13 protein-coding genes are annotated in these 13102 nt (G+C 53.0%); all 13 read right to left on the bottom strand.

Annotated features, from left to right (window positions below):
* Positions 1-254, bottom strand: a 254-nt coding sequence (locus tag RCH06_RS08775) for a hypothetical protein (protein ID WP_327081077.1), incomplete at its 3' end; no start/stop codon positions are given.
* A 22-nt stretch (positions 255-276) separates the two neighbouring features.
* Positions 277-801 (bottom strand): DUF1178 family protein, encoded by a 525-nt coding sequence (locus tag RCH06_RS08770; RefSeq protein ID WP_327081063.1) that lies wholly within the window; start codon positions 799-801, stop codon positions 277-279.
* A 21-nt stretch (positions 802-822) separates the two neighbouring features.
* Positions 823-1437, bottom strand: coding sequence for an NUDIX hydrolase (locus tag RCH06_RS08765; protein WP_327081062.1), 615 nt, complete (start codon positions 1435-1437; stop codon positions 823-825).
* Positions 1434-1736: a DUF2818 family protein gene (locus RCH06_RS08760; RefSeq protein WP_327081061.1), complete on the bottom strand. Its 303-nt coding sequence runs from the start codon at positions 1734-1736 to the stop codon at positions 1434-1436. The genes RCH06_RS08765 and RCH06_RS08760 overlap by 4 nt, the downstream gene beginning before the upstream one ends.
* Before the next feature lie 2 nt (positions 1737-1738).
* On the bottom strand, positions 1739-3241 hold the full coding sequence (nuoN, locus tag RCH06_RS08755; RefSeq protein ID WP_327081060.1) for an NADH-quinone oxidoreductase subunit NuoN: 1503 nt from the start codon (positions 3239-3241) through the stop codon (positions 1739-1741).
* A gap of 18 nt (positions 3242-3259) precedes the next feature.
* Positions 3260-4735: an NADH-quinone oxidoreductase subunit M gene (locus RCH06_RS08750; protein WP_327081059.1), complete on the bottom strand. Its 1476-nt coding sequence runs from the start codon at positions 4733-4735 to the stop codon at positions 3260-3262.
* A gap of 30 nt (positions 4736-4765) precedes the next feature.
* Entirely contained in the window at positions 4766-6790 is a 2025-nt protein-coding gene (nuoL, locus tag RCH06_RS08745; RefSeq protein WP_327081058.1) for an NADH-quinone oxidoreductase subunit L, read from the bottom strand.
* Positions 6791-6797: 7 nt separating this feature from the next.
* Positions 6798-7106, bottom strand: a complete 309-nt coding sequence (gene nuoK, locus RCH06_RS08740; protein WP_131418801.1) for an NADH-quinone oxidoreductase subunit NuoK — start codon at positions 7104-7106, stop codon at positions 6798-6800.
* Positions 7103-7768: an NADH-quinone oxidoreductase subunit J gene (locus RCH06_RS08735; protein WP_327081057.1), complete on the bottom strand. Its 666-nt coding sequence runs from the start codon at positions 7766-7768 to the stop codon at positions 7103-7105. The genes nuoK and RCH06_RS08735 overlap by 4 nt, the downstream gene beginning before the upstream one ends.
* Before the next feature lie 44 nt (positions 7769-7812).
* On the bottom strand, positions 7813-8310 hold the full coding sequence (gene nuoI / locus RCH06_RS08730; protein ID WP_327081056.1) for an NADH-quinone oxidoreductase subunit NuoI: 498 nt from the start codon (positions 8308-8310) through the stop codon (positions 7813-7815).
* 126 nt (positions 8311-8436) lie between these two features.
* The gene (gene nuoH / locus RCH06_RS08725; protein ID WP_327081055.1) at positions 8437-9516 is read right to left on the bottom strand and encodes an NADH-quinone oxidoreductase subunit NuoH; all 1080 of its coding nucleotides are present in this window, start codon (positions 9514-9516) and stop codon (positions 8437-8439) included.
* Positions 9513-11657, bottom strand: a complete 2145-nt coding sequence (nuoG, locus tag RCH06_RS08720) for an NADH-quinone oxidoreductase subunit NuoG (protein WP_327081054.1) — start codon at positions 11655-11657, stop codon at positions 9513-9515. Before nuoG ends, nuoH begins: the two co-directional genes overlap by 4 nt.
* Positions 11658-11676: 19 nt before the next feature.
* Positions 11677-13098 (bottom strand): NADH-quinone oxidoreductase subunit NuoF, encoded by a 1422-nt coding sequence (gene nuoF, locus RCH06_RS08715; protein WP_327081053.1) that lies wholly within the window; start codon positions 13096-13098, stop codon positions 11677-11679.
* Positions 13099-13102 lie beyond the last annotated feature (4 nt).

Below are 13102 nucleotides of genomic sequence, written 5' to 3'. Positions count from 1 at the left end.
TTTGACCCTGCCGCATTCGACGTGGCCGAAATCAACCAGTGGCTCCACCAGACTGAGTCTTGAATTTCAATACGGGTACTGGGCGGACGCTTACGGTCAGCCTGCGTACCGCCACCTTTATCGTCGCGTGCCAGCGAATTCTTCACACGCGTGAATTGCGCGGTTTGTATCCCTGATCTGTAGTTGTCAATGCGATGAATGCTGGCGCTGTAAAAAGCGCCAGCAGCCGATTGCGCAAGGTGCGCAGGAGACATGCCAGGGCATGCCGGCGCATCTTTATTGCAGGGTTTCCTTGAGCATCGGCAACAGGGGCAGCGGCAACACCTCAATGCCCTCCTCCAGCAATTCGACCGTTTCACGCGCGCTGGCCTGACCCCGAATACTGCGGCCTTCGACTTCCCCGTAGTGCATGCGGCGCGCCTCTTCGGCAAAACGCTGTCCGACATCTTCGGTATGGGCCACCACGTGACGCAAGGCGTTCAGGAAAGCGGCCTGCGCGACGGGGTTCATGGCGTTGCCTTGTTGGTCAATTTCAGGCGAATGGCTGCGGGCGTCCGTGTTGGTCAAGGGCGCTACTGCGGTTGAGGGCGTGTTTTGCGCTTCGTTTAATGTGTTGGTGCCACGGTCATGATGGCCACCGAAATTGAGCCGTGGTGCGCTGGGCATTTTTTGAATGTTGCTGTCGGCACACATTGGGCATTCAATCAAGCCACGCTTGAGTTGATCCTGGAAATCGTCCTCGGATCCAAACCAGCCTTCAAACGAATGCTGATGCGAACATCGGAGATTAAGGACTTTCATGGGCGCAGCATGACTCGGCCATCACAGCACTGCAAGCTGCCAGTCCAAGGCCCAAGTACCCGCCAGTACATTTTGCAGCCACAGCATGCCAGTCAGTGTCTTGGCGTCTGTCACTTGGCCGCTGCCGCACCAGCCCAGCAGTTCGGCTGGCGTAGCAGTAAAGACATCCAGAAATTCGCCGGCATCGAGCTTGCGTTCGCCCAGCGTCAAACCGCGCGCAAACCAGACATCAATGAATTCGGTGGAGTAGGAAATGACCGGATGCAGAACGCCGGCCCTGGCCCATTCGCGTGCGGTGTAGCCGGTTTCTTCCAGCAGTTCGCGTTGCGCGCAAGCCAGCGAGGCTTCGCCGGTATCCAGTTTTCCAGCGGGAAACTCAATCATGACGGCATGCATCGGATACCGGTATTGCCGCTCCAGTACTACCCGGCCATCGTCAAGTAGTGCCACGATCATGACGGCACCGGGATGAATCACGTATTCGCGGCTGGTGTGTCGACCGTCAGGCAGACTGACGGTGTCGCGCAAAACCTCAAGGAAATTACCCTTGAGGATTTGCTCTGAGCTGATCAGCGTTTCCACCAGATGTGCGTCTTTGGTACCACCGGTTTTGTCAAGGACTGGCGCTCGCGTCATGAACGATGCTTAAAAAGATACCGGTAAATGAAACCCGGAAATGCAAACGTCAAGAATAGCGTGCCGGTAATGGCATAAAACTCCCATCCCTGCGGTGAAATCTGCCCGTTACGCTGCTCAAGGTACCTGCCCAAGCTACCCACAAGCAGATACCAGACCACCATTTCCGCGAGGCGCACCGCGAGGTTCTTAGGCGACTTGAGCGTGTAAAGGGCAAAGAGACGATTGGTGACAAACGGCATGTTGGCCATCAACAAGGCCAACAAGACGACAAGCCAAACGGATGAAGTCTGGCTCAAGCTCAGACTCCCAGGGAGTTGACGATGCTTCTGATGGACTGTGCGCACAGTGTCATCAAGCTGCCGGGTGCAATACCCAGCACCAACAACAATGCACCATTGATGGCCAGCACAATCCGCGCATCAGCCGGCGCAGAAATCGGTTGTGCATTGTGGCTGTGGGGCGCATCAAAATACATCACCTTGATAACGCGCAAGTAGTAAAACGCACCAATCAGCGACATCATCACCGCAAAAACGGCCAGCACCAGATAGCTTGTTTGTCCTGAGGAAATAAGCGCCTGCAAAACGCCCAGCTTGGCATAAAAGCCAACCAGCGGCGGCAAGCCGGCCAGAGAAAACATGCTCATCGCCATTACACCTGCGTACAGTGGGCTCCGCTGGTTGAGGCCGGAAAGGTCGGTGATTTCTTCAAACTCATGCCCTGCGCGGGCCAGCAGCAAAATAATGCCAAATGCAGCCAGCGTGGTCAGCACATAAGTCAGCGCATAAAACATAGCCGCGCTATAGGCTGATTCGGTATTGAGCTGATTCCCATTGACCACACCGGCCAACAAGCCCAGCAGCAAAAAGCCCATTTGAGAAATAGTCGAGAACGCCAGCATGCGTTTCAGGTTGGTCTGGGCGACAGCTGCCAGGTTACCAATAAGCAACGAACCAATCGCCATCAATGCCAGCATTTGCTGCCAGTCAATTGCCAGCGGCAACAAGCCCTCAACCAGCAAACGAATGGTCATGGCAAACGCAGCGAGTTGCGGGGCACCGCCAATAATCAAGGTCACGGCTGTGGGGGCTCCGTGGTAAACGTCGGGCAGCCACATGTGAAAAGGTACTGCGCCCAATTTGAACGCAAGACCGGCCACGATGAAGACCAGTCCAAACACCAGCACCTGATGCTTGACTTGCCGGCTGGCAATAGCGTTGAACACTTCATTGATATTGAGCGAACCAGTAGCGCCATAGAGCATGGACAAGCCATACAGCAGGAAACCGGAAGCCAGTGCGCCCAGCACAAAATATTTCATGGCGGCTTCAGTAGCCCGCGCATCGTCACGCCGCAAGGCGACCAGTGCGTAACTGCACAGCGTCATCAATTCCAGTCCCATGTAGAGCACAAGGAAGTTGTGGCCGGAAATCATCACAAACATGCCGAGCAAGGCAAACAGGCTGAGTGTGAAGAACTCGCCGCCGCGCAACATGTCACGGTCAGCAGCATAAGGCCGGCCATAGACAATCGTCATCATCAGGGCAATGCTGGAAAAACACTTGAGCCAACTTCCCATGGGATCGACAACCACCATATTGCCAAACCCGTAGAAGACCTGCCCGCCCATGGCATAAGAAGCTTCCATGACTGCCACTGCAGCCAACGTCAACAGGGTCAACACATAGGTCACTGTACGGCGCGGCGTCTTGACATAAAGATCAGCCAACGCAATCACGCACGCCATGACCAAGAGAATAAGTTCGGGGTAGACCGCGATCCAACTGAGTTTGTCAATCATCTGAATTCTTTGGGTTGCTTAGTTCAGTTTCGAGAGCGCGACATGCTTGAGCAGATCAAGCACCGATGTATTCATCACATCGGTAAACGGCTTCGGATAAATGCCCATGTAAAGCACGGCAATAGCCAGCAAGGCAAGCATCAGGAATTCACGGCTGTTGATGTCCAACATCGTTTTCACGTTTTCATTGGTCACAGGCCCCAAGTAAACCCGCTTGTACATCCAGAGGGTGTAAGCTGCGCCGGAAATCAAGGCACTTGCTGCTGCGGCGCCAATCCAGAAGTTGGCCTTGACCGCACCCAGGATTACCATCCATTCGCCCACAAAACCAGCGGTTGCAGGCAAGCCGCAGTTGGCCATGGCGAACAACAGTGCAAACGCCGCAAACTTGGGCATGGTGTTGACCACGCCACCATAACTGGCAATCTCGCGTGAATGCACGCGGTCATAGAGCACGCCAATGCAAAGGAACATGGCCGCCGAGACAAAACCATGCGCAATCATTTGCACAATGCCGCCAGACACACTGAGGTCATTAAAGAGGAAAAATCCTAGCGTCACGAAACCCATGTGCGCCACCGATGAATAGGCCACCAGTTTCTTCATGTCCCGCTGGACCAGCGCAACCAGGCCCACATAGATAACCGCAACCAGAGACAGCGTAATCATCAGCCAGGCCCATTCACGGGAGGCGTCCGGTGCAATTGGCATGGAAAAACGCAAAAATCCATAGGCACCCAGCTTGAGCATGATGGCTGCCAGCACGGCGGAACCGCCTGTAGGCGCTTCAACGTGAACGTCAGGCAACCAGGTGTGGACGGGCCACATCGGCACCTTGACAGCAAAGGCTGCAAAGAAAGAGAAAAAAAGCAGCGTCTGGACAGTGCCATTCAAAGGCAATTGATGCCATGTCAGGATGTCAAAACTGCCGCCCGACTTGTTGTACAAAAAGATCAGTGCGACCAGCATCAGCAATGAGCCGAGCAGCGTATACAAGAAAAACTTGAAGGCGGCGTAAATCTTGTTGGGCCCGCCCCAGATACCGATGATCAGGTACATCGGGATCAAGGTGGCCTCAAAGAACACGTAGAACAGCATACCGTCCAGTGCAGTAAACACGCCAATCATCAGGCCGCTCAGAATGAGAAACGAAGCCATGTACTGGTTTACACGTGTTGTGATGGATTCCCAGCTGGCAATGATGACAATCACATTGATAAACGCCGTCAACAACACGAACCACAGCGAGATGCCATCTACGCCGATGTGGTAGTTCATATTAAAGCGCTGTACCCAACTGCCCTTCTCGACAAACTGCATGGCCGAGGTGCCCAGCTGAAAGCCGTCGTACAAAGGCAGGGTAATCAGAAAACTGGCAACTGCACCAATCAGTGCGATCCAGCGCACTGTGCGTGCCTGACCGTCCCGACCCAATGCCAATAAACCAACACCAAAAACAATTGGCATCCAGATGGCTAGGCTCAACAATCCCATTTTTTCGCTTCTTTCTTCTTGTAGATTGTTTTATTGATTGAGCCAGACGAAGTACGTCATCAACACAAAGACACCAATAATCATGCCAAAAGCATAGTGGTAGATATAACCCGATTGCAAGCGTCGGACCATGCCCGAAATCCAGCCCACCAGTTTCCAGGAACCATTAACCAACACACCATCGATCAGCTTTTGGTCGCCCACTTTCCAGAAAAGCGTTCCCGTTGCACGCATGCCGCGAGCCAGCACATTTTCATTAAACCAATCGAGGTAATACTTGTTTTCAAGCAGTTTGTAGACAGGATTCAGATTGCGCTTGATCGCAGTTGGCAACGCAGGATTGACCATGTACATGTAGTAAGCCAGCACGACGCCCGACAGGGCAAGCCAGAAAGGAGGCGCAGTCAAGCCATGAATAGCCATCTGCACGGGTCCATGAAACAACTTGGCCAATTCTTCCATGGCGGGATGCCGCTCAAGATTGACAAAAATCGAATCCTTGAAAAAATCGCCGAACAGCATAGGCTCAATCGTCATGAAGCCAATCAGCACGGATGGAATCGCCAGCAAAATCAGCGGCAGCGTGACAACCCATTGGGATTCGTGCGGTTCATGATGCTCGTCGTGGTGACCATGAGCGTCATGCGCATCATGATGAGCATCGGGATTTTGGTCATAGCGCTCTTTGCCATGAAACACCAGAAAATACAAACGGAAGGAATAAAAGGCCGTCACAAAAACGCCAGCCAGCACGGAGAAATACGCAAATCCGCTGCCCCATAGATGGCTTTCACCCACAGCTTCGATGATGCTGTCCTTGGAGTAAAAACCCGAAAACAACGGCGTACCAATCAAGGCGAGCGACCCCAGCAGGAAAGTAATCCAGGTGATCGGCATGTACTTGCGCACACCGCCCATCCAGCGGATATCCTGGTTGTGATGCATGCCGATGATGACCGAGCCTGCAGCCAGAAACAGCAGCGCCTTGAAGAATGCATGCGTCATCAGGTGGAACACTGCGACTGAGTAAGTCGAAGCACCCAGCGCCACAGTCATGTAACCCAGCTGCGACAGGGTGGAATAAGCAATCACGCGTTTGATGTCGTTCTGGATAATGCCCAAAAAGCCCATAAACAACGCGGTAATGGCACCAATCACCATGATGAAACTCAGCGCCGTGTCGCTTAACTCAAACAGCGGTGACATACGTGCCACCATGAAAATTCCAGCGGTCACCATGGTTGCGGCGTGAATCAGCGCCGAAATTGGAGTCGGACCTTCCATTGAGTCTGGCAGCCATACGTGCAATGGAAACTGGGCCGACTTGCCCATAGCGCCGATAAAAAGGCAAATGCAGATGACAGTAATCAGCATCCAGCCAGTGCCGGGCATCGTCAGTTTGGAGAGTTCGTCAGCCTTGGCAAAGGCTTCACCGTAATTGAGTGTGCCGGCATAGGCGGCAATCAATGCGATTCCAAGAATAAAACCAAAGTCGCCAACCCGGTTAACTAAAAAAGCCTTCATGTTGGCGAAAACTGCGCTGGGCTTGTTGAACCAGAAACCAATCAGCAAATAGGACACCAATCCCACAGCTTCCCAACCAAAGAACAACTGCAGCATGTTGTTGCTCATCACCAACATCAACATGGAAAAAGTGAATAGCGAGATATAGGCAAAGAAGCGGTTGTAGCCCGCATCCTCTTCCATATAGCCAATCGTGTAGATATGCACCATGAGTGAGACAAAAGTCACCACGCACATCATCATTGCGGTCAAGCCATCGACCAGAAAACCGACTTCCATTTTCAGGTTGCCCACCGTCATCCAGGTGTAGAGCGTTTCATTAAAGCGGGCACCATCAATAGCAACGCTTTGAAGTGTCATGGCCGAGAGAATGAAGGCCACAAATACACCCAATATGGTGATCGTGTGCGCCAGGCGACGGCCTATCCAGTTACCACCGAACGTGGTACCCAGAATACCGGCCAGCAGCGCGCCAGCCAAAGGTGCCAGCGGAACGGCAAGCAACGTTGATGCAGAAAGGGTTTGGCTCATCTTGTTATTAACCCTGAAGCGTGTTGAGTTCGTCGACGTTGATACTGGACTTGTTACGGAACAGCAGCACCAAAATAGCCAGCCCGATAGCCGATTCAGCCGCAGCGACAGTCAGAATAAAAAACACAAAAACCTGACCAGCCATATCGTTTAAATAATATGAAAAAGCCACAAAATTCATGTTGACCGCAAGCAGCATCAACTCGATTGCCATGAGCAAAACAATCAGGTTCTTACGATTCAAAAAAATTCCGATGACGGAAAGTGCAAAAAGCATAGCCCCCAGCGAGAGAAAATGTCCCAATGTAAGCATCATGATTTTTTTTCCTCAACTGATACGGGAGTGCTGATTGCTGCAGTAGCGGGAACAGCTACCACTGATGGCATCTTGACCAGCCTGACCCGATCCTTCGCCTTGACGCGCACCTGGTCTGCGGGATTGGTCCGTTTGGAATCCTTGCGCTCACGCAATGTCAGAGCGATGGCGGCGATGATGGCCACCAGCAAGATCACTGCCGCGATTTCAAGCGGGTATATATATTGGGAATACAGCACCTTTCCCAACTCTTTGGTATTGGAAACCTGAGCGCCAAGTTGCCCCGCTACTGGCGCGGAAGCGCCTTGCGGAGGCTCACGAAACCCCCCCATCAGAACATAAGACATTTCCAGCGCGATAACAGCGCCCACAGCGCCGGCCAGCGGAAAATGTTTCCAGAAACCTTTGCGAACACTGTCCAGATTGATATCCAGCATCATGACCACAAAAAGAAAAAGCACCATCACGGCACCAACATAAACCAGCACCAGCGTAATTGCCAAAAACTCTGCCTTGAGCAAAATCCACACGGCCGCCGCCTGAAAGAATGCAAGCACTAGAAAAAGAGCTGCATGCACCGGATTGCGGGCTGTAATGACACGGAAAGCTGCAAATAGCAGCACCGCAGCAAACACATAAAAAAGACCTGTTTTAGCGTCCATGTTGGGGTGAATTCTTTCTTGAGCGAGCTATAAAGCGTGGTTAATCAGCGGTATTTGGCATCGACTGCCCTGTTTGCAGCAATTTCAGCTTCATAGCGGTCGCCTACAGCCAGCAGCATTTCCTTGGTGAAATACAAGTCGCCGCGCTTTTCGCCGTGGTATTCAAGAACATGGGTCTCAACAATCGAATCGACTGGGCAACTCTCTTCACAGAAGCCGCAAAAAATGCATTTGGTCAGATCAATGTCATAACGCGAAGTGCGACGGCTGCCGTCTTCACGCACATCAGACTCAATGGTAATGGCCATTGCCGGGCATACCGCCTCGCATAACTTGCAGGCAATACAGCGCTCCTCGCCATTTTCATACCGGCGCAGCGCATGCAAACCCCTAAAACGCGGACTCAATGGCGTTTTTTCCTCGGGAAACTGAATCGTAATCTTGCGGCTGAACATGTACTTGCCGGTCAGGGCCATGCCCTTGAGCAGTTCGGTCAGCATAAAGCTTGAAACAAAATCCTTGACGGAGGCAACTGCACTCATGATGATTTCCTGACGAGCTGGCAAATGTAAATTTGCGGACTGATAGCCGCAGCATTAGGCCGACTCAATTCAAAGTTCTTCCCTGCAAGGGAGAGTAAAAAAATTTGAGCATGGGAGCCCATAAATTCATTTCCAGATGTTGTAAGAGGTCTGCATCCAGGCTCCAACGACGACCAGCCAGATCAAGGTCACGGGTATGAATATCTTCCAACCCAAACGCATGATCTGGTCGTAGCGAAAGCGTGGAAAGGTAGATCGAACCCAGAGAAATATGGTGACAATCACGAAGGTCTTCAGACCCAGCCAAATCCAGCCTGGCACCCAGTTGAACACTACATGGTCAATCGGCGACAACCAGCCACCAAGGAAGAGCAGCACGCAAAGAACCGATACCAATATCATGTTGGCGTATTCAGCCAGGAAGAACATGGCAAACGACATGCCTGAATACTCAACCATATGGCCAGCCACGATCTCGGACTCGCCTTCAACCACGTCAAATGGATGACGATTGGTTTCAGCCAAACTGGAAATGAAATACACCACAAAAATCGGCAACAAAGGCAACCAGTTCCATGACAGGAAAGTCAGTCCTCTGCTGGCAGCCATACCGGAACCCTGGCTCATGACAATATCGGTCATGTTCAGGCTTCCCGACACCATCAACACGACTACCAGGCAAAAACCCATGGCGATTTCATAACTCACCATTTGTGCAGAAGCGCGCATCGCGCCCAAAAAGGCATATTTGGAGTTCGAACCCCAGCCGGCAATGATGACGCCATACACCTCAAGCGACGTAATAGCCATAATGAAAAGCAAACCAGCATTGACATTGGCCAGCGCCACGTCAGGTCCAAAAGGAATTACCGCCCAAGCCGCGAGCGCCGGCATGATCGTCATGATGGGACCGAGGATAAACAGACCCTTGTTTGCCGCCGTCGGAATGATGATTTCTTTGGTCAGCAACTTTAGGGCATCTGCAATTGGCTGCAACAGGCCAAACGGTCCGATACGGTTGGGCCCCAAGCGAACCTGCGTGAATCCGATGGCTTTTCTTTCCCATAAAGTGAGATAGGCCACACATCCCATCAGAGGCGCCAGCAGCGCCACGATCTTGATCAGCACCCAGAGTATGGGCCAAACAGTAGTGGGCCAAATGCCTCCCATCAGACCTTGGCCTGTTGCGTAGATTGCATCAATCATTCGCCGGCCCCTTGCAACGCTGCAGATTGGCGCGCATCGTTCGTCAGTTGCAGCGAAGTCGAACGCCTCACCAGACCGTCAAGTTGATAAATGCTGGCGACTGCTGGAACCGTGCCGGCGACACCGGACAAGACAATCTCACCCTGGCTTGCATTACTCAAGCGGTTTGCAGACACCTGGGGTTCATTGGCATCAGAGATTTTTTTCAGTACATCCTGTGCCGATTCAAAGTCGAAACCAGGCAAACCAAGCAAATTAGCCAGAACGCGCAAGACCTTCCAAGCAGGGCGCGTCTCAGCCAAGGGCTTTACGACGGCATGAAAACTCTGTACGCGACCTTCGGCATTGACAAAAGTACCTGGCGTTTCGGTGAAAGGCGCAATCGGCAGCAGTACATCGCTAAAGCTCATATTGGCCTTGAAAGCATTCAGCGTAACAACCATTTGTGCTGAATTTAGCGAAGCTTTGGCTTTGGTACCAGCGGCTGAATCAAACTCGGGTTCGTTATTCAGCAAGATGACTGCTTTGAGCTTGCCATCCAGCATCTGGCCCGCATTCAGGCCCGAACCACCCGGCATGGCATTGACTAACTGCGCGCCCACCGTGTTGGCAGCTTCGGTCAGATAACCTACTGTAGCCCCCGTTTGTTCGCCAATCCAGTTAGCCAGCATCAGCAGGCTGGAAGCATTGGCATGGTGCGCTGCGGCATTGCCCAGCAATATAGTCTTGCGTTCACCGCGTAATAAAGAAAGGGCAATTTCTTCAGCCGTATCGCTGGCTTGACCGGATACAGGCGCGGAAATAGCTTTTTCTGCTGCAATCGCAGCAGCAACATCAGCCAGCGCTTGCACCCAGTCCTCAGGCGATGCCAACATCGTGTTCGCAAGCGGCATAGCCCAGGCATCTGCAGACGCCAACTCCGCTGCTGAATTAATAGCACTCAACGCACACCCATTGCGGACAGACTGCCGAATTCGCAATGCAAACAGCGGATGATCCTTGCGCAGGTTGGAACCGACCACCAGCACAGATTGCAACTGAGACAGTGAAGCGATCGAAGTACCAAGCCAACGAACTGATGAGGAAGACGAAAAATCGGCATTACGCAAGCGGTAGTCGATGTTCTCGCTGCCCAGGCCACGCATCAACGATGCAGCCAAATGCAACTCTTCAAGTGTGCTGTGCGGGCTGGCCAGCGTGCCTATGCTTTCAGCACCGTACTCGCTCTTGATCTGTTTCAGGCCATTCGCGACATATTCAAGTGCGGTTTGCCAATCGACCGTTTTCCATTCGCCACCCTGCTTGAGCATGGGACTCAGCAAGCGATCATCGGTATTAAGAGCCTCATAAGAAAAGCGGTCGCGGTCTGCGATCCAGCATTCATTAATCGCTTCGTTTTCAAGCGGCAATACACGCATGACCTTGTTGTTTTTTACCTGAACAATCAGGTTGGTACCCGTCGAATCGTGCGGACTGACCGACTTGCGGCGTGACAATTCCCACGTGCGGGCGCTGTAACGGAACGGCTTGCTCGTCAGCGCACCGACCGGGCACAAGTCGATCATGTTGCCCGAGAGTTCGGAGTCCACCGACATGCCCACAAAGGTTTCGATCTCGGCATGTTCGCCACGATGTGACATGCCGAGCTCCATCACGCCGGCCATTTCTTGTCCAAAGCGTATGCAGCGGGTGCAGTGAATGCAGCGGCTCATCTCTTGCATGGAGATCAAGGGGCCGACATCCTTGTGAAAGACGATGCGTTTTTCTTCCGCGTAACGTGACTCACCGGCACCATAACCCACGGCAAGATCCTGCAGTTGACATTCACCACCCTGATCGCAGACAGGGCAATCAAGAGGATGATTGATCAGCAGAAATTCCATCACGCCTTTTTGGGCCTTGATCGCTTTGTCGTTCTTGGTATGCACGACCATGCCCTGCGTGACAGGCGTAGCACAAGCTGGCATCGGCTTGGGAGCTTTTTCAACGTCGACCAGGCACATACGGCAATTAGCCGCAATGCTCAGCTTCTTGTGATAGCAAAAATGCGGAATATAGGTGCCGGCTTTTTCAGCAGCATGCATCACCGTGCTGCCTTCGAGCACTTCCATTTTCTGGCCGTCGATTTCTATTTCAACCATATTTTTTCTTTCCCGCAGTTCAGGCTTGCGCTGCAGTACGACCTGCCGCCTGAACTGCACCTGTTGGCACAGCCATTTGCGACGTATTTTTCTGGATCATGGCTTCAAACTCATGACGGTAATGCTTGATCATGGCGCGCACCGGCATGGCTGCAGCATCGCCTAGGGCGCAAATAGTGCGACCCTGAATGTTGTCTGCCACCGAATTGAGGATGTCAAGATCACTCTGGCGGCCCAGTCCGTTATGGATGCGATCGACCATGCGCCACAACCAGCCCGTGCCTTCACGGCATGGCGTACATTGACCGCAGGACTCGTGCATGTAAAAGTAGGACAGGCGTTTAAGGGACTCCACCATGCAGCGGGTATCGTCCATCACGATCACCGCACCAGAACCCAGCATAGAGCCTGCCTTGGCAATCGAGTCGTAGTCCATCGTGCATTCCATCATGATGGCGGCTGGCAACACGGGTGACGACGACCCACCTGGAATCACAGCCTTGAGTGTGCGGCCCTTGCGAACACCCCCAGCCAGTTCGAGCAACTTGGCAAATGGCGTGCCCATCGGTACTTCGTAGTTTCCCGGCAATTCGACATCGCCAGACACGGAATAAATCTTGGTGCCACCATTGTTTGGCTTGCCGCACTCCAGGTAGGCAGCGCCTCCATTTCGGATGATCCACGGCACGGCAGCGAAGGTTTCGGTATTGTTGATGGTGGTGGGCTTGCCATACAAGCCAAAGCTGGCAGGAAACGGCGGCTTGAAGCGCGGCTGGCCCTTCTTGCCTTCCAGCGACTCCAGCAGGGCGGTTTCTTCACCACAAATATAGGCACCGAAACCGTGCGAGGCATGGAGTTGAAAATTAAAGCTGCTGCCCAGAATGCCATCGCCCAACAGGCCTGCGGCACGCGCTTCATCCAGCGCCGCTTCAAACCGCTGGTAAGTGGCAAAAATCTCACCGTGGATATAGTTATAGCCGACACTGATGCCCATGGCATAAGCGGCTATTGCCATGCCTTCGATCACGCTGTGCGGGTTGTACTGCATGATGTCGCGGTCTTTGCAGGTGCCTGGCTCGCCTTCATCCGAATTGCAAACCAGGTATTTTTGACCGGGAAACTGGCGAGGCATGAAGCTCCACTTTAGACCAGTCGGAAATCCTGCACCACCCCGTCCTCGCAAGCCACCCGCCTTGACCTCGGCAATCACTTGGTCAGGCGTCAAGCCTACGCCGCCGTCCTGGCCCAAAATCTTGCGCAACGCCTGGTAGCCGCCGCGCGCTTCATAGTCGCTTAGTTGCCAGTTGTTGCCGTCAAGATTGGCAAGAATTTGGGGGTTGATGTGACGGCCATGAAAGCAGGTCTGCACGCCAGTGGCGGCAAATTGCGACAGCACTGACTGGGTAGCTGCGTTGTCGCCCGAATGTGATGGGAGCGTCATAGAC

It is taken from the genome of Polaromonas sp. CG_9.5, from assembly GCF_035984465.1.
GTDB lineage: Bacteria > Pseudomonadota > Gammaproteobacteria > Burkholderiales > Burkholderiaceae_C > Polaromonas.
This window is presented reverse-complemented; position numbering and strand designations above follow the sequence as displayed.

Excerpts from the sequence above, each read along its gene's own strand:
- RCH06_RS08770 (WP_327081063.1), bottom strand. The coding sequence starts at position 801 with ATGAAAGTCCTTAATCTCCGATGTTCGCATCAGCATTCGTTTGAAGGC.
- RCH06_RS08765 (WP_327081062.1), bottom strand. The coding sequence starts at position 1,437 with ATGACGCGAGCGCCAGTCCTTGACAAAACCGGTGGTACCAAAGACGCA.
- nuoN (WP_327081060.1), bottom strand. The coding sequence starts at position 3,241 with ATGATTGACAAACTCAGTTGGATCGCGGTCTACCCCGAACTTATTCTC.
- RCH06_RS08750 (WP_327081059.1), bottom strand. The coding sequence starts at position 4,735 with ATGGGATTGTTGAGCCTAGCCATCTGGATGCCAATTGTTTTTGGTGTT.
- nuoL (WP_327081058.1), bottom strand. The coding sequence starts at position 6,790 with ATGAGCCAAACCCTTTCTGCATCAACGTTGCTTGCCGTTCCGCTGGCA.
- nuoK (WP_131418801.1), bottom strand. The coding sequence starts at position 7,106 with ATGATGCTTACATTGGGACATTTTCTCTCGCTGGGGGCTATGCTTTTT.
- RCH06_RS08735 (WP_327081057.1), bottom strand. The coding sequence starts at position 7,768 with ATGGACGCTAAAACAGGTCTTTTTTATGTGTTTGCTGCGGTGCTGCTA.
- nuoI (WP_327081056.1), bottom strand. The coding sequence starts at position 8,310 with ATGAGTGCAGTTGCCTCCGTCAAGGATTTTGTTTCAAGCTTTATGCTG.
- nuoH (WP_327081055.1), bottom strand. The coding sequence starts at position 9,516 with ATGATTGATGCAATCTACGCAACAGGCCAAGGTCTGATGGGAGGCATT.
- nuoG (WP_327081054.1), bottom strand. The coding sequence starts at position 11,657 with ATGGTTGAAATAGAAATCGACGGCCAGAAAATGGAAGTGCTCGAAGGC.
- nuoF (WP_327081053.1), bottom strand. The coding sequence starts at position 13,098 with ATGACGCTCCCATCACATTCGGGCGACAACGCAGCTACCCAGTCAGTG.